The following is a 19,797-nucleotide window of genomic DNA, read 5'->3' on the forward strand; positions in this document are numbered from 1 at the left end:
AATGGCAAGTACAGCTCCTCTGGTGGTGCGAGCCAATTCCTTGCGCAGATTGCAAAAGGAGCTCTTTGGCAGTCGACTCGATGGCTTGATTTCCATCGCCCTGCTGGCAGCCCTGCTGGCAGCGGGCTTGGGCTTTTTCCGCTGGGCACTATTTCAGGCCCAATGGGTTGTGCTCAGTGCCAACAGCACCCTGTTTGCCGTAGGTCGCTATCCAGTGGATCAGCAGTGGCGCCTATGGCTGCTCACTAGCTTGCTGGCCCTGGCAACTGGGCTGAGTTGGGGTCTGTTGAGGGCTTTCCCAGGTTCCGGGGCTGTTCAGCCTCTTTGGCCCCGCAATGACCGCTGGGCCGCCGCAATCTTGGCTGCCCTCGCCCTGTGGCGGCCCATGGCCCTCCAGCTAACCCTTGCCATCCAACTGCGTTGGTGGGGGATCGCTGCCCTACTGCTGTTCGCCCGCTGGGCCTCCGGGCGCTACGGCCCAGCAATTCCCCATGCTTGCCGCCGGCTGATTCCCCTGCTTTGGCCCTTGCTTTACCTGGTGGGCATGGTGCTGATTAGTGGTGGCCTGGGGCTGGTGCAGGTGCCGACTTCCGAATGGGGTGGCTTGCTGCTCACGGTGTTGATGGCGACCTTTGCCATCCTGCTCTGCTTTCCCCTGGGGGTGCTTCTCGCCCTTGGTCGCCGTAGCGAGCTGCCGCTGCTGCGCTGGGGCTCGGTGATCTACATCGAGTTCATCCGCGGGGCACCGCTGATTACATTGTTGTTTCTGGGGCAAAACATCCTCGGCTTCCTGCTGCCAGGGGGGCTGGCTCCCGATCGGGTTTGGCGGGCTGCCTGGGTGCTCACCTTTTTTGCTGCTGCCTATGTGGCTGAGGCGGTGCGATCAGGTTTGGTAGCGGTGCCTGCGGGTCAGATGGAGGCGGCTCGCTCCCTGGGCCTGCCGGTGCCTCTGGCTCTGGTGCATGTGGTGCTTCCCCAGGCCATTCGAGTTGCCCTGCCAGCCACGGTGGGCCAATTCATCTCCCTGCTGCAAGACACCACCTTGCTCTCGTTGATCGGCCTGCTTGACCTACTCGGCACCGCCCGTACGGTGATGGCAAACCCAATGTTTCTTGGTAAGAACGCGGAGGTGTATGTAGTGCTTGCCATTTTGTTTTGGAGTTGTTGCGCGGCTCTCGGGCTGGGCAGTCGCGCCTTAGAAACTCGCCTTAATCCCCATTTCCCCTCCGCGCCCCAGGCATGACCAGCTCACCCACCCTGATGATCGAAGCCCGTGGGGTCGAGAAGTGGTATCCCAACGGCTTCCATGCCCTACGTGGTATTGATCTAAACGTTCACCAAGGCGAGGTGGTGGTGATCATGGGACCTTCGGGCTCGGGTAAGAGCACTTTTCTGCGCACCTTCAACGCCATGGAGGATTTTCAGAAGGGCTCAATCGTGGTGGATGGCATTGAGATCAGCGACGATTTGCGCCGCATCGATGCGATCCGCCGGGAGGTGGGCATGGTGTTTCAGCAGTTCAATTTGTTTCCCCACCTCTCGGTGCTCGACAACCTGACCCTGGCGCCGGTGAAAGTGCGCAAACGCCCTAAAGCGGTGGTGGAGCGCCAGGCCCTGGAGTTGTTGGAGCGGGTTGGGATCGCCGAGCAGGCCCACAAGTTTCCAGGTCAGCTCTCTGGCGGCCAGCAGCAGCGGGTGGCGATTGCTCGCTCGCTTTGCATGGAGCCCCGCATCATGTTGTTTGACGAGCCCACCAGTGCCCTGGATCCCGAGATGGTGCAGGAGGTGCTGGCGGTGATGCAGGAGCTGGCCCGCGAAGGTATGACCATGGTGGTGTGTAGCCATGAGGTGCGCTTTGCACGCCAGGTGGCCAGCCGGGTCGTGCTTATGGCTGATGGTGAGGTGGTGGAGGAGGCGCCGCCGCAGCAGTTTTTCTCTAACCCGCAGCATGAGCGCAGCAAGCAATTCCTTAGTCAGATCAGCTGAATTCTCCCCAAGTACTAAACCCCAACTGCTCCTGCTTTTATGACAACTCCGATGCTCCAGCTCGTAATTGCTGAAATAAGTGTTTGATTAATTTGCGCTTAGATCCCAAATTGGCGGCAGATCAGCAGGGGAACCAGCAGGGTCATCACTACGGTGAGGGGGAAGCCGTAGCGGGCCACATCTAAAAAGCGATAGCGGCCAGGGCCAAACACCATCAGGTTGGTTTGATAGCCAACCGGGCTTAAAAAGCTCTGGCTGGCACCAAACAGCACGGTGAAGATCAGCGCCATCGGTGCAATGTTAAGGCCTATGGCTAGCTTGCCGGCGATCGGTATCAGCATGGCTACTGTGGCGGCATTGCTCATCACCTCGGTTAGCAGGGTGGTGAACAAGAACACGGCCGTGATGGCCCAGTAGATCGGCCAGTCATTTAGGCCGCTGAGCAGTCCCTTGGCCAAGGCTTCGGCCAGGCCTGTTTTCTCAAGGGCCACGCTGAAACTGCCCAGGGACCCCAGCAGCAGGATTACATCTAGCCGGATTGAGCGCTGCAGTTCACCGCTGCGCAGGCAGCCTGTAGCAACCATCGCCACGGTGCCAAGCAGAACTGAGGCCACAAGCGGAATTAGCCCCAAACTCGGCAGCAGGATTGCCAGCACGGCAATAACCAGGGCCAGGCGCTTGCGGCTCACCGTGGGCAGGTCGTCTTCTAGCTGTTCCAGTACCACCAGATCGTTGTTGGCTTGAAGGCCGCGAATGGCGTCCTTGGGCCCCTGCAGCAGCAGCACATCGCCCTCGCGCAGCACCGCCTTGCCAAGGCGCTCCCTAAGCACGGAGTTTCCGCGGCGCAGGGCTAGCACTGTGGCGTTGTATCGCTGGCGGAAACGCAGGTCGCGTAGGCAGCCACCAGCCAGGCTTGATCCGGAAGGCAGCAACACCTCCACCATGCGCTGGCTGCCTGAAAGGGTATCTGCGGTTTCGGGGGTGGGGGCAAGCACCACCATTTGCTCCTGCTGCAGGCGCAGTAGATCGGCCCGGGTGCAGCGCAGCAGCAGCCGGTCGCCCTGCTGCAGGGGGCGGTCGGCTAGGGGTGGGGTGAAACGTTCTGGGCCCCGATGCAGTTCGAGCACATCGACATCGAAGCGTCGTTGCAGCCGGCTGCCATGTAAAGACTGGCCGATTAATTCCGAGCTGGCTGGAATCATCACCTCGGTGAGATAGCCACTGCTGGTTATATCGCTGGCAAGGTCGTCGTCGTTGCTGCCGCGATCTGGCAGCAAGCGATCTGAAAGCAGGGCCATCACCAGGCTGCCCACGAGCCAGACGCCGATGCCGATTTTCGTGAAGCTGAACAGGCCGAAGGCGCCGTAGCCGAGCTTTTCGCTCACTTCGCTGGCAAGCAGATTCACCGAGCTGCCCAGCAGGGTGAGGGTGCCGCCCAGCAGCGTGGCAAAGGAAAGGGGCAGAAGCACCTTGGAGGGAGATATGCGGCGGCGGTGGCACCAGCCCTCCACTACCGGCAGCAGCGAGGCCACGATTGGGGTGTTGGGCACAAAGGCCGATACGGGCCCCATCACAGCCGACAACAACAAGATCATGCGCTTGGGACTGCGCACCGCATCGGAGCCGATCAAGCCGCGCAGGCGATCGAGGGCACCCGAACGAAACAGCCCCGCTGACAAGGCGAACAGGGCCATCACCGTGATCAGGGCCGGGCTGCCAAAGCCCTCGAGTGCTTCCCCAGGCTTGAGCACCCCAGTGGCCATTAGCAGCCCTGCCGCCAGCAGGCCCGTGACCTCTGGCGCGATCACGCCCCACACGAACAGCACAATGGAGAGGACCAGCACCATCAGGGTGATCAGGGCACCGGGCTGGAGTGAGGCCTGCAGTAGCTCGGTCACAACTGTTCCTGGGGCATCTAGATCTTAAACCACGGTTTTTTGATCGGGATAGGAGATTTAGCTGCCAGGCAGTTTGGCCAGGTCTTCACTGGCGCCCATCACCACTAGCAGCTCGCCCGACTCGAGCACGTGGGAGGCGGGGGGGTTGACCGTGAGCTGATTGTCAGGGCCGGCGGCCAGCACGCTCACGTTGAAGTTTTTGCGCAAATTGATTTCCCGCAGCGACTGGCCGATGAAGGCCTGCGGCACCCGGATCTCCTCGATGCTGTTGCGGTCGTCGAGGCGCAGCTTCTCCAGCAGGTTGGGCCGCACCAGCTCCATGCCTAGGCGGTGGCCCTGCATCTTTGAAGGAAAAACCACCCGATCGGCGCCTACCCGCTGCAGCATTTTCATGTGCAGATCACTGGTGGCCCGGGCGATCACCTGCGTCACCTTGCTGCCGGGGCTGTCTTTAACAATCAAAGTGGCCGTCACACTGGCCTCGATCGGCTCGCTCATCGCCACCACCACGGTGGTCATGTCGAGGACGCCAGCGGCCCGCAGGGCTTCTTCGTCGGTGCAGTCCACCACCCGAGCTTCGATGGCGGGGTCGATTTGACGCAGCTCATCTATGGCCCTCTGGCTGGCGTCGATGGCCAATACCTCTGCCCCCGCCTTGACCAATTCGCTACACACGGCGGAGCCAAATCGCCCCACCCCGATCACAGCGAAGCCACCTTTAATGGCGCCTTCAGAGGGATTCCAGTGCCACCAGTTCGTCATGGAGTCAACCTGTTCAGGGGATTCAGATGTAGATCTCTTCGCGGGGGTAGCCCACGCGGGGTTGGGGCCGGCTGCCGTAGATCGCCGAGAGCAGTAGCAGGATGCCCAGTCTGCCGACAAACATCCCCACCATCAGCACCAGCTGGCCCCAGCGGTTGAGTTGGGCGGTCACGCCCAGATCCAGGCCCACGGTGCCGAAGGCAGACATGCAGGTAAAGAGCCTTTCGAGGAAGTTGAAGCTGGTGCGGGTGGTTTCTCCGGAGGCCGTGGGTCCCAGGCCCAGCAGCATGGTCATCAAAATCACAAAAATTGCTGAAGCTAGGGTTACCCCCACTGCCCGAAGCACCACGGTGGCGGGGATCTGGCGCCGGTGGATCACCACCTCCTCGCGCCCCTGCAGGGTGGAGCGGGTGGCGCCCATCAAGGTGGCGAAGGTGGTGGTTTTGATGCCGCCGCCGGTGCCGCCGGGGCTGGCACCGATAAACATCAGCACGATCAGCAGCAGCAGCCCGGCGTCTGAAAAGGTCTGAATCGATAGCGGCACGGTGTTGAAGCCTGCCGTGCGCGCCGTGATTGATTGAAACAGGGTCACCTGGATCCGCTGCCACCACTGCAGATTCTCGATTACGCCACCGGCGGCGAATTGTTCTGTGAACAGCAGGCCCAGGGACCCAAACACGATTAACAAGGCCGTGCTGCGCAGCACCAGCCGGGTGTGGAGGCTGAGCCGGCGCAGCCGTTGCAGCCGGGAGCGGTTGCTCCACAGATCGTTGATTACCCGCCAGCCGATGCCGCCCACCACGATCATCGAGGCGATCACCCCATTCACCACCGGGTTGTCCCTGTAGCGCACCAGGCTGTCGCCCCAGAGGCCGAAGCCGGCGTTGTTGTATGCGCTGATGCAGTGAAAAAGGGAAGCCCAGAAGCGCTCAAGCGGGTTGGCGATGTCGGTGAAGCCGAAGCCGTAAAGCACCACCGTGCCGAGCCCCATCACACAGAAGCCCGTGATCAGGATGCTGTTGAAGGTGGGGCCGATGCCCCCCACGCCAAACTCGTCGAGGGCGCGGCCCCTATCAAGCCTGTGGCGCAGACCCGAATGTCCCTGCACGAAGCCCTGCAAAAAGGTGGTGATCGCCATTAGGCCAAGGCCGCCGGTGATGATCAGTCCCGCCAGCGTTAGCTGGCCGAAGGTCGTGAGATCGCGGCTCACATCGATGATCGAAAGACCAGTCACCGTGATTGCTGAGGTCACGGTGAATAGGGCTTGCCAAAGCCCCACGTCGTCGCTGGAGCAGAGCGGGCTGGCCAGCACCAATGTGCCGATGGCGATCACCAGGGCGCCGGTGACCAGCGTGAATTGGGGCACCGTGAGGCGTTGGCGCCACGTTTTAAGAGCGGTCCAGGGTGTGCTGGTCAGGCTGTTGTTGTGTTTGTGATGCCTACCCTAATCACAGTTCAATGCCTGGATTTTCCCTTTGATTCAGCAGTTGATCGACGGGCTGCCAGACCTGATCAGCGCCGCGGTGGAGACCAATCCTCTGCTCGGTTACGGAGCGGTTGCTTTGGTGATGCTGCTGGAAAATCTCATCCCGCCCATTCCCTCAGAAGTTTTGATGCCCTACGCGGGCTATCTGGTGCATGCGGGCCGGCTGCAATTACTCCCCACGGTGGCGGCCGGACTGGTGGGCACCGTGCTGGGTGCCTGGTTTTGGTACGGCATTGGCCGCTGGATAAATGAGGAGCGAATAGCTGGCTGGCTGGCTTACCGGGGCCGCTGGCTGGGCATCCAGCCAGATGACCTAGCCAAAAGCCGCCGTTGGTTCAACCGCCATGGCTCGGCGGTGGTGTTCTGGGGACGACTGATCCCCGGGGTGCGGACCCTGGTTTCCGTGCCGGCCGGCATTGAAATGATGCCCCAGGCGAAGTTTCTCGCCTGGACCACCGCGGGCAGCCTGATCTGGACCACCTTGCTCACCCTGGCGGGCAGGGAGATGGGCCAGGCCTACGGCCAGTTGGAGGGTCTACTGGCCCCCTGGGCCGGAGGGATCAAGCTGGTGTTGGAGCTTGCCCTCGTCTGCGCAGTGCTGACTCTGCTGAGGCTATGGCAGCTACGCAGCCGGGCAGCTGACCCTGAAGACAAAGATTCGGGCGGCCCCGTTTAGTTCGCTCCTGTATTTGGCAGCACATTTAGTGATTGATCAGCACCCCCGCTCCTTTGGCAGCCTGAGTTTCTTTGAGGCGGGGCGGGAGCACATCAGCAAGCCCAGACCTGGGGTAGAGCGAGTGCCCGTCTCTGGCGGGGGCGCCGATCCCAATCCGCCGCAGCGAGCCCTTTGAGGTGAAGAACGCCACGGTGGTCAATGCCGATATCGTTTGCGATAACGGCTCGGTGCATCTGATCGATCGCGTCATCTTGCCGGGCTGATTGGCGCCCTAATCGCGACACTCCCATACCGCACATAAATGGGTTCTTCCCTGCTCAGCACCCTGCTGTTGCTCCTGGTGGGGGCCCTGTTGGCCAGGCTCACCGCCACTCGCTTGGCGCGTTGGGCCGTGCCGGCGATCGTGCTGGAGCTGCTGGTGGGTTTCCTGCTGGGCAACAGCGTGCTGCCTTTCAGCAGCATCGCCCCCCTCGCCGGACTCACCGAACTAGGGGTGCTAACTCTCTTTTTCATGGTGGGCCTGGAAGTGCGCGGGGGCTTGCTGGGATCCAGGCCGGCGGCAGTGCTGCGCACCGTGCTGCTCTCTGCGCTCACGCCACTGCTGGCCTGGTGGCCGCTGCAGCAGGGCTTTGGTCTTTCCACCGCCTCCACCGTTTTGTGCGTGGCCGTGCTCAGTGCAACCGGCACCGGAGTGACCCTGCGCGCCCTTGGCCAGGCCTCCGCCCTAAACACCCCTTCGGGCCGTCTTTTGGTGGGGGTTTCGGTGCTCGACGACCTGCCGGCCATAGCCCTGCTCACCCTTGCGGTGGCACTGGGGGCGGCGCCGGGAGCCTCCAGTCCATACCCCGCCCTGCTGCTGCCGGCGCTGGCATTGGGGCTGGTGCTGTTGAGCCTGCCGGCTAGTAGCTGGTGGTTGCGGCGCTACGGCCCCTGGCGGCCGGGCTTGCTTGGGGTGCTGCTGCTGTTGATCGGCTGCAGCTGGATCGGTGAGATGGGCCGGCTCACGAGCCTGCTTGGGGCCCTATGGGGCGGTGTGCTGCTGAGCCGCCTGGCGCCGATGCCGGAGGGCAGCGCTGAGGCTTTAGAGCTGCGCAGCAACCTGGCCTTGCTTTCGGAGGTGTTTTTGCCTCTTTATTTCATCAGCGTGGGCATGCGCATCCAGGCCGGCACCCTGCTGCAGCCCGCTGCCTGGGCCCTGGCCCTGAGCCTGCGGCTGCTGGCGATTGGTTGCAAGTTGATCTGTGCCCTGGGCATCAGCCGCCAGGATCAAGCCGCTGGCATCGATCGCTGGGTGGTGGTGTTTGGCTTGATTCCGCGGGGCCTGCCGGGTTTGGTGTTTGCCTCAACGGCCCTGGCCAGCGGCGTGATCACCCCGGCGCAGTTTTCGGCCCTGGTGCTGATGGTGAGCTGCACCACGGTGCTTGGCCTGCTGCTGCTGGGCCGCCGTTTGGCTGCCCTGGCGTCGCCTTAGCCCAATGCAGCTATCGCCTGCTCCAGGGCTTGATAGCACTGCTGCAGCTGCTCATCGCTGCTGCCTAGGGGCGGCAGCAGATACACCACGTTGCCGAGGGGGCGCAGGTAGACCCCGTGTTCCAGGCACTGACGCTGGATCAGTTTGCCGATCGGATTGAGGTAGCTGTTTTCGCCGGCGTCGAGCTCGAAGGCGGCCATGGTGCCCAGGCAGCGGGGGCGCAGCACCCGGGGCTGGCGGCTGAGCTGCTCCAGCAGGGGGGTGTGCCGTTGCTCAAAGCCCTCAAAGCGCCCAGGGTTTTGCTGCAGTAAATCCAGGCTGGCCAGGGCGGCGGCACAGCCCAAGGGGTTGGCCGTGAAGCTGTGGCCATGGAAAAAGGTATCGCTGGGCTTCTCGCTGATGAAGCCCTGGTAGAGCCGTTCGCTGGCCATCGTTGCGCCCATGGGCAGAAAACCACCGGTGAGCCCTTTGGAGAGGGCCATCAGGTCGGGCTGGATACCGGCTTTCTGGCAGGCGAACAGGGCTCCGGTGCGGCCGAAACCGGTGAAGACCTCATCGGCGATCAGCAGCGCGCCAGCAGCCTGGACCCTTGCCGCCACAGCCCGCAGGAACGCTGGACGCACGACGCGCATACCACTGGCCCCCTGGATCAGGGGCTCAAAAATCACCGCTGCTGTGGGTGTCTCCAGGGCCAGCTCAAGCTGGCCAAGGGCCTGCTGTTCCCGCGGCTCAACGCTGTCGTCGCCCCAGTGGCTGTGGGGCCAGCCGACCCTGGCCACGTCAAAAAGCAGGGGCTCGTAGGCGGCGGTGAATAGGGAGCGATCGCCTAGGGCCATGGTGCCCACGGTGTCGCCGTGATAAGCCCCCTCAAAGGCGATTAGCTGGCGGCGCTCGCTGTTCTGGTTGCGCCACCACTGCCAGGCGATCTTGAGGGCCACCTCTACGGCGGTGGAGCCGTTGTCGGAGAAAAACAGGCGCTGCAGCCCGGTGAGGGCGCTGAGCCGGGTGGCCAGCTGCTCGGCGGGTTCGTGGCTGAAGTTGGCGAAGATCACCTGTTCCAGCTGCTGGGCCTGGCGCGCAACCGCCGCCGCAATGGCCGGTTCGGCGTGACCGTGCAGCGTCACCCACCAGCTGCTGATGGCGTCGATCAGTCTTCTGCCATCTTCTAGCTCCAGCTCACTGCCGCGTGCAGACCGCACCCTCAGGGGCGCCGGGCTGGTGGCCACCTGGGTGGTGGGATGCCAGAGATGGGGGTGCCAGGTCATGGGCTCATCAGGCTCAAAGGTTCCCCACTCGGCATCTTGTTCGGGGACTTTATCGAGCTACGGCAGTCATGGCGGTGAGTAAAACCAGTTCAATTTGAACCACCTGATCACGCAGGTAGGCAGTCAGGTTCTGTTGCACTTCTAAGGCGATAAAAGTCGGCATTAGCCGATTGGCTTTGAACTGTTTTATGGCCATCATCAAAGACAAAAAAAGCCCGGTTTACCGAGCCCTGGGGGTTTGGATTGGCGCGTCAGCCGATGGCTGCGACCGAGCGCTGCAGGGCGTCGCGACGGCTCAGGTTTGTGCGATCAGGTGTCAGCTTCTTGTAGAGGCCGAGCTTCTCCAAGCGGCGCTGAGTGGTGCCGCTGGCTCCCACCACGAATACCTCACGCCCTTTCTCGATCGCTTCCTCAACTGCGTTCTCCACAGCCAGCGCAGCAGTCACCCCCAGGTGTGACACCTCGGTGAGGTCAAAAACCACAGCCTTCACGTCGCCGATGGCGTTGTGTTCACGGCCAATGGCCTTGGCCACACCAAAGATCATGGCGCCGTTTAGCTGGATCAACAACACCTTTCCTTTGCCCTGGTCGAGCAGGGCCTTCTCGTCGTCGGGAATCAGCAGGTCGCCGTCGCCGGTGCTGATCGACTTGACGCTCTTGCTTTGCAGGGAGCTCATCTTGTCGATGGTGAGGATGTTGGCGATGAATACGCCAATGCCCACAGCAGCGATTAGATCGACCAGCACGGTGAGGGCGATCACCAGATACATGATCAGGGCGCCGCTGATCGAGATGCGGTGGGCTCGCTTGAGGAAGCCCCAGTCGACGATGTCGACACCAACCTTGAGGGCGATGCCGGCAAGCACCGCCTGGGGAATCTGGGCGGCGACGCCAGTGAAGGCCAGGATCACCACCATCAAGATCACGGCCCGGCTGATGCCCGAGAGGGCGCTGCGGCCGCCGGCTTGGATGTTCACCACCGTGCCCATGGTGGCTCCGGCCCCGGGCAGGCCGCCGAACAGGCCAGACACCAGATTTCCTAGGCCCTGGCCAATCAATTCCTTGTTGGAGTTGTGTTCGGTGCGGGTGATGCTGTCGGCGATCACTGCGGTAAGTAGGGCATCGATGCAGCCGAGCATGCCGAGCACGGCGGCATCAATGAGCATCTTGCTCGCCAGACCCAGCTCGAAATAGGGCATGCGGAGCTGGGGAAATCCTGAGGCGATTTCACCGATGCGACGCACTCCTTCCCCGGCCTCGGCCCCAGCGCCCCCGTTGAGCAGGGTGAGGGAGAGCACCGTGCCGGCCACCAGGGCGATCAGCTGGGGGGGGGCGATTTTCTTGATCGCCGCCGGGGTGAACCAGAGGATGGCCAGGGTGATCAGAGCCAGAACCACTTCCGGCTGGCGGGCGTTCTGAAGCAGCTGGGGCAGGGCGCTGAGGGTGCCGATCACGCCGCCCTTGGGGATGGCCTGGCCGAGGAAGGGGCCAAGCTGCAGGATGATCAAAATGAGCCCGATGCCGCTCATGAAGCCCGAGATCACCGTGTAGGGCATCTGGGTGACGTAACGCCCCAGCTTCAGGAAGCCGAAGACGATCTGGAACACACCGGCCAGCATCACCACGGTGAAGGCCATGGCCAGGCCGTTTTCCGGATCGCTGGCGCTCAAGCTGGCGATGACGGCGGTCATCACCACCGTCATCGGCCCGGTGGGCTCAGAAATTAGGGAAGGGGTGCCACCGAACAGGGCGGCAAACAGGCCCACCAGCACAGCCCCCCAGAGGCCGGCGGCGGCACCTGCACCGGAGGCCACTCCGAAGGCAAGGGACATGGGCAGGGCGATCACCGCTGCCGTGACGCCGCCAAATAGATCGCCTTTGATGTTGTTGGTGCTGATGTGATTCAGCAGGGCCGGGCGCCGGGGGGGCTCCGAAGCGGTTGTCATCGCTACAGGCGTGGGTTGGCGCAGAACCATAGGGAGTACTGCTGGAATTTGGGTGACTGTCATCCCACCCAGCTGCTTTCTGTTGTGCCCAGGATTGCTTGGGTCCACGGTTTGCCTTCATGCCCCTGCTGACCACTAGAAAGATCACGGGTCTCGTTGGCTTTGCCAACCCAAACGCAATGTCACCGTCCCTATAAATCCACAACCTTGTTCATTGCCGATGCTGCCGATCTCTCCGCTGTTGCTGGAGTTCAGTTCCCACCAGCTTGAGGTGGCGGAAACCCTGATTCAGGTGGGCCGCTTTGTGGTGATCTTCCTAGCTGCAAGGGCCATCGCTGAAGTGATGGTGCGCTTGCAGTTGCCCACGATCCTTGGTGAGCTAGTGGCTGGGGTGCTGATCGGTGTTTCGGGACTGCATCTGATTGTGCCGCCAGAAACCCAGGCCCAGCTAAGTGCCGGAGTCGCCGCTCTGCTTGCCTCCTTGGCCCAGATCAGCCCCGACGCAGCACGAGAGGTCTACAGCGAAACCTTCCCGAACCTGCAGGCGGTTTCACAGCTGGGGCTGTTTGCTCTGTTGTTTCTCACCGGTCTGGAGAGTGAGCTCGATGAGCTGGTGGCTGTGGGCGTCCAGGCCACCACGGTGGCTGTGGCCGGCGTCGTGCTGCCCTTTGCCCTAGGCACTGCTGGCCTCTACTTCATCTTTCATGTGCCGTTGATTCCCGCTGTTTTTGCCGGGGCCGCCATGACGGCCACATCCATCGGTATCACCGCCAGTGTTTTCGGCGAGCTGAAATGGCTGAAGCGCCGCGAGGGCCAGATCGTCATCGGTGCCGCCGTGCTCGACGACATCATCGGCATTGTGATCTTGGCGGTTGTGGTGGCGATTGTTGGTGGTGGCGCCTTCAGTCTTGGCCCGGTGCTGAAGCTGTGTCTGGCGGCGGTGGCGTTTGTGGCGGTGGCCCTGGTGCTGAGCCGCAAGGCCGCACCCGCCTTCGACTGGGTGGTGGATCAGCTCAAGGCCCCCGGCGATGTGGCCGTGGCCAGCTTTCTGGTGCTCACCATTTGTTGCTTTGCCGCCCAGGCGATTGGGTTAGAGGCGGCCCTAGGTGCCTTCGCCGCTGGCTTGATCCTCAGCGCCTCGAAGCACACCCACGACATCGACGCGGCGGTCAAGCCCCTAGTGGCCCTGTTTGCCACGGTGTTTTTTGTGCTGATCGGCACCGGCCTGGATCTTTCAGTGCTCAACCCTTTCGATCCGGCCAATCGAGAGGGCCTGATCGTGGCCGCTTTCCTGCTGGTGGTAGCCATGGCTGGCAAGGTGGCTGCCGGCTGGAGCTACTTCAGCAAGGAACCCACCAACCGCCTGGTGGTTGGGCTGGGGATGATGCCCCGCGGCGAGGTGGGCCTGATTTTCCTGGGGCTCGGCAGCCAGGCCGGCATCCTCACGCCGGCGCTGGAAGCAGCAATTTTGTTGATGGTGATTGGCACCACCTTCCTGGCCCCGATCCTGCTGCGGCTGGTAATTCCTCCCACTTTGGAGGAGGCCCAGCCGACCAGCTAATCGAGTTCAGCCGTTGCTGGAGCGACCCGGTGCCCACTGGTGGATCAGCTGTTCGAGGCGCACTAGCTGGTAGCGGGTCTGCTCGTTGGGCTGTTGGATGTAGGCGCTGCGCAGCTGGTCCAGTTCGGCGTCAAGCGAGAGCAGCACGGGGTGGTTCTCGTTCACGAAGCAAATCCAGGGCTTACTGGCAAATCCTAAGCCTTTATTAAATTTCGGCCCTGGTGGCTCAGGCTCCGATTGGCTCAGGTTCCGATTGGCAGTGGGCCGTCCCGGTCGGAGCGGAAGGTGAGAGGCATGGAGGGCACATGCCGCTGAATCAACTCCAGCAGCTGCTTGAAAACCTCGCGGGTGTGGGGTGCGGTAGTGCCCATGGCTTCGCGGCTCAGCAGCACCAGCTCCAGCACCTTGCCATCTGCTTTTGATTGCACATCGGCAAACAGCTGCATGCGCTGACTTTCGCCGCCACCGCGGATCATGGCGCTGAGGTGGGCTGGGGTGCGGTGCTCGATCTCAGCTCTGAGACCCTTTAGTACGGGCTGGAGGGCCTCCAGCATGGCAGCAGCCTCCAGCGGCACGCCGGGTTTGAGCACCACTAAAAACCGCGCCACAACCGCTCCCTTATCAATTCACGCTACCTGTTGCAGCCTGCCCAGCTGGTTGGTCTGGATCCAGGGGTAACCCCCGCACGGCCAGGGCGAGGCGCCGGGCCAGCAGCAGCATTGGATAGAGCCGCCGCGCTCTCTCTGGTGTGGCGAGCAGCGGGCCAAGCAGCTGCAGCAGGGTGGCGCTGGGCTCCAGCCGGCTGCAGATCCACTGAATCGCCTCGGCTCCATGCAGCACCCTGCCCTCTGCCAAAACCACGGCACCCCGGCTCAGGTCCCAGCCCTGCTGCCGCAGCTGCCGCCGCAGTTCGTGATCGCTGCGGCCATCGCGGATCGCCAAGTTCGCGATGCCACTGCGCAGTTCCGCCAGCTCAGCGAAATGGCGGCAGAAGGGACAACCGCCGTCAAACACCAGTACCGGATGGTCAAGTGCCGGGAGGCCAATCATCGGCGGCAGCCTTGGAGATCGCTGTCATCCTGAAGGCTTAGCGCTCTAGTTGTTGTGTATGCCCAGTTCGGGCCCTGAATCCATCGCCGTGATCGGGGCCGGGGTATCGGGCTGCGCTTTCGTTGCCCAGCTGCGCCGCTTGGGTTACACCGGAACCCTCAGCCTTTGGGAGACAGGGCGAGGCCCGGGCGGACGGGCGAGCACCCGGCGCTCCCGCCAGGATCATGGGCTGCGCATCGATCACGGGGCGCCCCTGCTCAACATCACCGGCGCAACGGAGCCGCTGTTGTTGCAGCCCCTGCTGGCGGGAGGCTGGATTGAGCCGTGGCCTGGTTTGATCGCCCAGCTCCAGGGGGAGGCGACCCTGCGGCCAGGCCAGGCTGATGCCCTGGGGCTTGGCCAGCTCTACCGGGGTAGGGGTGGCATGGATCATCTCTGCAAAGGACTGTTAAGCCTGGCCGGCGAAGCTGGCGAAGCATGGCAGCCCCACTACGGCACCCTGGTGCGCCACCTCGATTGCAAGGATGGTGTCTGGCAGCTGCTGGGTCGGGAGGGGGAGTTGCTGGGGCAGGCCCATTGGCTTGTGCTGAGCAGCACCCTGCTGGCCCATCCGCGCAGCCGCCAGATCTTTGGCTGGCAGGAGGTGCCCCTCAAGCAGGCCGCAGAACGGCTGGGCGACCTCCGGCTGGAGCATGCACTCACTGTGATCGCCGGCATCCGCACCGAGGCCCGCAGCAATTTGCTGGTGCTGCTTGAGGCAACCGCGGCAGGACCTTGGTCCAGTCTTCCTTTCAGCTTGCTCCATTTCGATGCTGCTGCCCAGCAGCGCTGGGGGCTGCAGCGGATCACCGTCCAGCCCTTGGCTGACGGTCGCTGCGCCGTGGTGGCCCATTCCAGCCACTCCTTTGCCGCCGATCACCTTGATGTCTATGGCACCCATTCCGCCGTGGCCCGCATGCTTCAGCTGCCCCCCGATGAGGGCCGGGAAGATACGGTGATCGCCGCTCTCACCACCGCGCTTGAGCAGGTGATGGCCCCCTGGTTGCCTGGCCTTGATCTGGCTGCGGCTGATCGCCAGTTGATGCGCTGGGGTGCCGCTTTTCCCCTGGCGCCTGGACTGCCCTCCGAACTCAGTTGCTGCCCAAGCAGCCGGGTGGGGTTTTGCGGTGACTTCATCGCTGGGGTGGGATTTGGGCGGATTGAGGGTGCCCTGCGCAGCGGCGAACAGCTGGCCCACGAGCTTTGTGCACTTGCCTAAAGCTGCGTGCTGTCAATCATTGCGATAGGTGCAGCCTTGCAACAGATCGCCCAAACGGTGTTTATTGAGATTGCAGCCATCGCTGCGGTGGGGCTATCAGTTGGGAGATAAGACGTTTTTGAATGTCTTGCAGGCGATCACCTCCTGGAGTGCGATGCGGCCCCTTTCTCCACAAGCGGCACTCAGCAGTGTTGTTCACGGCCCGCCGCGCCGTTGCCCCAGCCTTCCCGTGGTTCCTGCCCAGCAACTCGAAGTAGTTAACCGCGCTGCCCGTTACTTCGCCCATCACTTTTCCGAGCAGATCGAGCTGGAGGTGGTGGCCGATTCGATCGGGGTGAGTGCTGAGTGGCTCGATCTCTGCTTTGACCACTGCCGCGGTAAGACACCGTTCCAGACGCTCCAGCACATTCGGCTTAGCCGGCTGTTTGAGGGCATTGCAGCCCAACCGCAAACCACCCTTGAGCAGCAGGTGCATCGCTGTGGCCTGGCTTCGGTGATGACCGCCAATCGGTTGTTTGAGGAGTTGTTCGGCATTGGCCTTGCACCCTTTCGTCGGGTGTGCCGGCGGGCCGAAGCTGATCGTTTGCTGCGCCAGCGGAGCGGCTGAATCCTGGGACTCTCCGCATCTATCTGGATCGCCCTGGCCAGTGGCTGGGGGCTGATTTCCTGCCTTGGTCTTGCGGTGATGCTGGCCCTATTGGAGCGCAGCTTCAGTGCGGCGCCATCTCTACAACCAGCTCCATCAGGAAACTCCCTAGCCCCTACCTCCTGCACCGTGGTGGTGCCGGCATACAACGAAGCTGACAACATCAGCGACTGCGTGCGGGCAATCCTTGCCAGCGAGGCGCCATGTGAGCACTGGGCGCTGCTGGTGGTCGACGACGACTCATGCGACGCCACTGCCGCCTTAGCTCTTCAGGCGGGCGCAGGCGATCCACGCTTTGGCCTGCTGTCGGCGGGTGCCCGTCCCCCGGCAGAGCGCTGGGTGGGTAAAAACTGGGCCTGTTTTCGAGCCAGCAGCGAGCTCGAAAGCGACTGGTTGATCTTCATCGATGCGGATGTGCGCGTCGCTCCGGGAGCGCTGCGGGCCGCCTTGACAGACGCCATTGCCCACGGGGCAGATTTGCTCACCCTGGCGCCGCGCCTCACCTGTGGCTGCCTGGCCGAATGGCTGGTGCAGCCGATCATCGCCAGCTTGCTGGGCCTGGGTTTTCCCATTGAGCGCGCTAATGATCCCGCCGATTCCCTGGCCTTTGCAGCGGGTCCGTTTCTGCTGTTCCGCAGCCAGGCCTACAGAGCTATTGGTGGCCACGCTGCCGTGGCTGGCGAGGTGGTGGAGGATCTCGCCCTGGCTCGGGCGATCAAGGGCCAGGGCTTCCGCCTGCGCTATCTGCTCGGCCTCGACTGGTTGACCCTGCGCATGTACCGAGACTTCGCTTCGCTCTGGGAAGGCTGGACCAAAAACTGGCTGCTGGGCCTCGATGGTGATGTGGCGAAGGCTTTGGCAGCAGGTGCGGTGGTGGTGCAGCTCTACGCCATTCCCTGGTTGTTGCTGCCCCCAGCCCTTCTGCTGGCCTGGAGATCACCCCTGCCCCTGTCCTGGTTGCCGGCCCTGGTGGACCTGCTGGCCATTGCTCTGCAATTGGCGATCCGGCTCTGGAGTCGTCGCCATTTCGGCACTCCCCTCAACTGGTGGTGGTTGGCGGGTCTGGGCGGGCTGGTGATTGGCGCCATGGCCCCGGTGTCGGTGATCAAGACCCTCAGCGGCCGGGGCTGGACCTGGCGGGGTCGCTCCTTGCACATGTAGCAATAGCCCCATACGTTGAGGGCCCACCGCCAGCGGGGTTTCCCCAGGCATGCCCAGCCCATTCAACGAATGGATGCCCGAAGTGGTGGTGTTTCACCCCACCCGCTTCGAGGAGGCGCAGTGGATCGTGCATCACCTGCGCGAGCGCAAGACCGTGCTGGTCCACGCCGGGGCGATGGAGCGCAGCGAGGCCCAGCGGTTGATCGATTTTGTGGCTGGTGGTGTCAGCGCTATCGACGGACAGGCCGAATGCCTCGACGAGCTCACCTTTGTTTTCGTCCCGGAGATGGTGGCCTTGCGGCGGGATCCCGCACCGCTGTAACTCAGGCTGCAGCGCCCTGCCTCCTAAGCTCATTTCCTTTATGGGAGTGGGCTGAGTGCCCCGTCTACGTCGCTTTCTGTACTCCCTCGGGCCCGTCCTGACCATTGCCGCCCACCTTGGCTGCCTGCTGCTTTTTTGGACCGGTCTCAGCCTCGGTGCGGCCCTTTGGGCTTTGGGGCTCTACCTGGTGCGCATGCTGGCCACCACGGCCATCTATCACCGCCTGATCACCCACTCCAGCTACAAGGCGCCCCGTCCCGTTGCCTGGATCGGTGCCTTTGTGGGCGCTTCGGCAGGTCAGATGGGCCCTAGCTGGTGGAAGGCCCACCACCAAGCCCATCACCGCCACGTCGACACTTGCGCCGATCCCCATACCCCCCTTGCTCCTTCAGCGGGATGGCGAGGCCTGTGGCGCTCCCAGGTTGGTTGGTTGTTGTCCTCGAGTTTTTTCCCCGCAACCCTGCCGGCCGATGTGGAGGCCGATCCCGTATTGCGCCTGATCGACCGGCTCCATTTTGTGCCCGTGCTGCTGCTGGCCGGCCTGTCTTGGCAGCTGGGCGGCCTGCCTTGGCTGGCGGCCTTCTGCCTAAGCACAACAGTGCTTTATCACTGCGTGGCCAGCGTTAATTCCCTGGCCCACCTGCAAGGCGACCAACCCTTTGCCACCGGAGATGCCAGCCGCAACAACCTATTTGTGGCCGTGATCACCCTGGGCGAGGGCTGGCACAACCTCCATCATGCATTCCAAGCTTCGGTGCGTCAGGGCATCACCTTGCGGCAAGGGAGAGTGCGGTTGTTGCCCGATCCCACCTATCGCTTTATTCGCCTGCTGGAGCGTTGCGGCTGGGCCTGGGATCTAAGGATCCCCAGCAATCACGCCCTGCTTGCTCGCGGCGCTGATAGCTAAAAAGCGCAGGCCACGAGGCTCAACTGCAGCCAGCAACCTCCTGGAGCCAGCTTTTCCACCACCACATTCTGGAGCCGATCGTGGGCTACCAGTTGGGCGAAGGTCTCTGCGTCGTCTCTGGTGTTGAAGCGAGCTGCTTGCACTTGCAGCGGCACGCTTTGTTCGCGCTCTACGGCAGCGCGTACGCGATAACGACCCGAAGCGATGGGATCAGCCATGGCCAGATTCTGGATCCAATTGTCGAAAATCGCGCCAGCCTTCAGAGTTTCAGAGGGATTGATGGCTAGGGCCTGTCTGCGGCGGGCTAACGGGTGGGGAATTGGCGGCCTTTCCAGCTAATCGATCCCCGCTCCAGGTTGAGGATCGCCAGCAGGAACACCCCCAGAAAAAACAGCACCGGAATCGGAAACACCAAATTGATCCAGCCAAAGCTGCCAATGCGGCGGGTGATCAGCAGTAGTTGCAGGGCGTAACCGCCGTAGAGCACCAGGTTGGGCGCGAGGGAGTGGTCGCCCACCATCGGCCAATTGAGCAGGGCGGCGGGCAGGCACCAAGCGGCCCAGAACAGGCCCGAGAGCCACAGCAGCACTGCAAGCATCCAGGGCCAGTGCACCTCACCGGCAGCGGTGGCGAAGTTTTTGTCAAACCCAATCACCATGTCGCCAAGACCGCCGGGATACATGCGGTAGGCCAGGCTGCCGTGGCCTAAAAAAGCGCTTACCGGCAGTCCTGCTGCTTCATAGCGGTGAGCCAAAAACCAGTCTTCGACCACCTTGTCTGTCACCGAGGCGTGGCCGCCGATGCGGTCGTAGTCGCAGCGGCTAGTCACCATCGCTGGGCCAAAGGCCACCCCACCGTTTGCCCCCAGGGGAACCGCCATCAACCCCACCAGGTTGAACAGCACAGAGAGTTGTTCGTAGGGCTTTTCGGTGCGGTGGAAGGGCTGAACCGACACCAGACCGCCCTGGCGCTGCTGGTTGGCGATCAGGCGGGCCAGGAAGCTGGGATTGGGTTCGGTGTCGGCATCTAGGAAAACAAGTAGCTCCCCAGAACTTGCCGCGACGCCTTGATGAAGCGCCCAGGTTTTGCCGCACCATCCCGCTGGCAGCGGTTCTGATGCCAGCACTGTGACGCCGGCGGCGGCTGCAAGGGCTGCGGTGGCGTCGCTGGAGTGGTCGTCGATCACGATCACCTCTAGGGGCTGCAGGCTCTGCAGGGCCAGGGCCTGCAATAGCCGGGGCAGGGTGAGGGCCTCGTTGCGGGCGGGAATTAATACCGACACTCGCGGCTCACCGCTCGGCGCCAACCCAGGCAGGGCAGGCATGGGCTGGCACAGCAACCAGCCCAGCAACCAGCGCACCAGCAGGGAAATAGCCAGGGGGTCTGGTGTCACTAGGGCCAT

The 19,797-nt window shown here is 62.9% G+C and carries 21 protein-coding genes and 1 pseudogene; 11 read left to right on the plus strand and 11 right to left on the minus strand.

The window, feature by feature from the left end; translation table 11 throughout:
- Nucleotide 1 precedes the first annotated feature (1 nt).
- Together U9970_RS03545 and U9970_RS03550 are read left to right on the plus strand one after the other, a co-directional pair.
- Complete coding sequence (locus U9970_RS03545) at nucleotides 2-1,243, plus strand: amino acid ABC transporter permease (protein ID WP_322765332.1); 1,242 nt, start codon at nucleotides 2-4, stop codon at nucleotides 1,241-1,243.
- Nucleotides 1,240-1,986 (plus strand): amino acid ABC transporter ATP-binding protein, encoded by a 747-nt coding sequence (locus tag U9970_RS03550; protein ID WP_322765333.1) that lies wholly within the window; start codon nucleotides 1,240-1,242, stop codon nucleotides 1,984-1,986. The genes U9970_RS03545 and U9970_RS03550 overlap by 4 nt, the downstream gene beginning before the upstream one ends.
- 98 nt (nucleotides 1,987-2,084) lie before the next feature.
- Here U9970_RS03550 and U9970_RS03555 read toward each other — a convergent pair whose 3' ends face one another.
- The 3 genes from U9970_RS03555 to U9970_RS03565 are packed head-to-tail and all read right to left on the minus strand — an operon-like array spanning nucleotide 2,085 to nucleotide 6,012.
- Nucleotides 2,085-3,884 (minus strand): SLC13 family permease, encoded by a 1,800-nt coding sequence (locus tag U9970_RS03555; protein ID WP_407653075.1) that lies wholly within the window; start codon nucleotides 3,882-3,884, stop codon nucleotides 2,085-2,087.
- Nucleotides 3,885-3,941: 57 nt separating this feature from the next.
- Entirely contained in the window at nucleotides 3,942-4,646 is a 705-nt protein-coding gene (locus tag U9970_RS03560; protein WP_322765334.1) for a potassium channel family protein, read from the minus strand.
- Nucleotides 4,647-4,668: 22 nt separating this feature from the next.
- Nucleotides 4,669-6,012, minus strand: coding sequence for a TrkH family potassium uptake protein (locus U9970_RS03565; RefSeq protein ID WP_322765335.1), 1,344 nt, complete (start codon nucleotides 6,010-6,012; stop codon nucleotides 4,669-4,671).
- Between the two features lie 109 nt (nucleotides 6,013-6,121).
- Between U9970_RS03565 and U9970_RS03570 the strand changes: the two genes are divergently transcribed.
- The 3 genes from U9970_RS03570 (at nucleotide 6,122) to U9970_RS03580 (ending at nucleotide 8,279) form a co-directional block, all read left to right on the plus strand.
- On the plus strand, nucleotides 6,122-6,808 hold the full coding sequence (locus U9970_RS03570; protein ID WP_322765336.1) for a DedA family protein: 687 nt from the start codon (nucleotides 6,122-6,124) through the stop codon (nucleotides 6,806-6,808).
- Between the two features lie 176 nt (nucleotides 6,809-6,984).
- A complete protein-coding gene (locus tag U9970_RS14255; protein WP_407653101.1) occupies nucleotides 6,985-7,071 on the plus strand; it encodes a fasciclin domain-containing protein in 87 nt (28 codons plus the stop codon).
- A 38-nt stretch (nucleotides 7,072-7,109) separates the two neighbouring features.
- Complete coding sequence (locus U9970_RS03580) at nucleotides 7,110-8,279, plus strand: cation:proton antiporter (RefSeq protein WP_322765337.1); 1,170 nt, start codon at nucleotides 7,110-7,112, stop codon at nucleotides 8,277-8,279.
- On the opposite strand, the gene bioA is transcribed toward U9970_RS03580, so the two are convergent.
- From bioA to U9970_RS03595, 3 genes and pseudogenes are all read right to left on the minus strand, one after another.
- On the minus strand, nucleotides 8,276-9,544 hold the full coding sequence (bioA, locus tag U9970_RS03585; RefSeq protein WP_322765338.1) for an adenosylmethionine--8-amino-7-oxononanoate transaminase: 1,269 nt from the start codon (nucleotides 9,542-9,544) through the stop codon (nucleotides 8,276-8,278). The two genes, U9970_RS03580 and bioA, sit on opposite strands and share 4 nt — an antisense overlap.
- Before the next feature lie 52 nt (nucleotides 9,545-9,596).
- Nucleotides 9,597-9,710: pseudogene (locus U9970_RS03590) on the minus strand (phosphate-starvation-inducible PsiE family protein); the annotation flags it as partial.
- Nucleotides 9,711-9,795: 85 nt separating this feature from the next.
- On the minus strand, nucleotides 9,796-11,490 hold the full coding sequence (locus tag U9970_RS03595) for a SulP family inorganic anion transporter (RefSeq protein ID WP_322765339.1): 1,695 nt from the start codon (nucleotides 11,488-11,490) through the stop codon (nucleotides 9,796-9,798).
- 220 nt (nucleotides 11,491-11,710) lie between these two features.
- Between U9970_RS03595 and U9970_RS03600 the strand changes: the two genes are divergently transcribed.
- Nucleotides 11,711-13,051: a cation:proton antiporter gene (locus U9970_RS03600; RefSeq protein WP_322765340.1), complete on the plus strand. Its 1,341-nt coding sequence runs from the start codon at nucleotides 11,711-11,713 to the stop codon at nucleotides 13,049-13,051.
- 6 nt (nucleotides 13,052-13,057) lie between these two features.
- On the opposite strand, the gene U9970_RS03605 is transcribed toward U9970_RS03600, so the two are convergent.
- From U9970_RS03605 to U9970_RS03615, 3 genes are all read right to left on the minus strand, one after another.
- Nucleotides 13,058-13,216 carry a hypothetical protein gene (locus tag U9970_RS03605; protein ID WP_322765341.1) on the minus strand — a complete coding sequence of 53 codons (159 nt, stop codon included), beginning with the start codon at nucleotides 13,214-13,216 and terminating at the stop codon, nucleotides 13,058-13,060.
- Between the two features lie 77 nt (nucleotides 13,217-13,293).
- Nucleotides 13,294-13,659 carry a hypothetical protein gene (locus U9970_RS03610; RefSeq protein WP_322765342.1) on the minus strand — a complete coding sequence of 122 codons (366 nt, stop codon included), beginning with the start codon at nucleotides 13,657-13,659 and terminating at the stop codon, nucleotides 13,294-13,296.
- A gap of 13 nt (nucleotides 13,660-13,672) precedes the next feature.
- On the minus strand, nucleotides 13,673-14,101 hold the full coding sequence (locus U9970_RS03615) for a DCC1-like thiol-disulfide oxidoreductase family protein (RefSeq protein WP_322765343.1): 429 nt from the start codon (nucleotides 14,099-14,101) through the stop codon (nucleotides 13,673-13,675).
- A gap of 58 nt (nucleotides 14,102-14,159) precedes the next feature.
- Between U9970_RS03615 and U9970_RS03620 the strand changes: the two genes are divergently transcribed.
- The 5 genes from U9970_RS03620 to U9970_RS03640 all read left to right on the plus strand — a co-directional run bounded on the left by U9970_RS03620 (nucleotide 14,160) and on the right by U9970_RS03640 (nucleotide 18,395).
- Nucleotides 14,160-15,359, plus strand: a complete 1,200-nt coding sequence (locus U9970_RS03620; protein WP_322765344.1) for an NAD(P)-binding protein — start codon at nucleotides 14,160-14,162, stop codon at nucleotides 15,357-15,359.
- Between the two features lie 70 nt (nucleotides 15,360-15,429).
- Nucleotides 15,430-15,966 (plus strand): hypothetical protein, encoded by a 537-nt coding sequence (locus U9970_RS03625; protein ID WP_322765345.1) that lies wholly within the window; start codon nucleotides 15,430-15,432, stop codon nucleotides 15,964-15,966.
- 78 nt (nucleotides 15,967-16,044) lie between these two features.
- On the plus strand, nucleotides 16,045-17,166 hold the full coding sequence (locus U9970_RS03630; protein ID WP_322765346.1) for a glycosyltransferase: 1,122 nt from the start codon (nucleotides 16,045-16,047) through the stop codon (nucleotides 17,164-17,166).
- Nucleotides 17,167-17,215: 49 nt separating this feature from the next.
- Entirely contained in the window at nucleotides 17,216-17,488 is a 273-nt protein-coding gene (locus U9970_RS03635; protein ID WP_322765347.1) for a cell division protein SepF, read from the plus strand.
- 55 nt (nucleotides 17,489-17,543) lie between these two features.
- On the plus strand, nucleotides 17,544-18,395 hold the full coding sequence (locus tag U9970_RS03640; protein ID WP_322765348.1) for an acyl-CoA desaturase: 852 nt from the start codon (nucleotides 17,544-17,546) through the stop codon (nucleotides 18,393-18,395).
- Here the strand turns inward: U9970_RS03640 and U9970_RS03645 are convergent.
- Nucleotides 18,392-18,613: a hypothetical protein gene (locus tag U9970_RS03645; RefSeq protein ID WP_322765349.1), complete on the minus strand. Its 222-nt coding sequence runs from the start codon at nucleotides 18,611-18,613 to the stop codon at nucleotides 18,392-18,394. The genes U9970_RS03640 and U9970_RS03645 overlap by 4 nt on opposite strands.
- Nucleotides 18,614-18,699: 86 nt before the next feature.
- Nucleotides 18,700-19,797: a glycosyltransferase gene (locus U9970_RS03650; RefSeq protein WP_322765350.1), complete on the minus strand. Its 1,098-nt coding sequence runs from the start codon at nucleotides 19,795-19,797 to the stop codon at nucleotides 18,700-18,702.

Source organism: Cyanobium usitatum str. Tous (assembly GCF_963920485.1).
In the GTDB taxonomy this organism is placed as follows: domain Bacteria; phylum Cyanobacteriota; class Cyanobacteriia; order PCC-6307; family Cyanobiaceae; genus Cyanobium_A; species Cyanobium_A usitatum_A.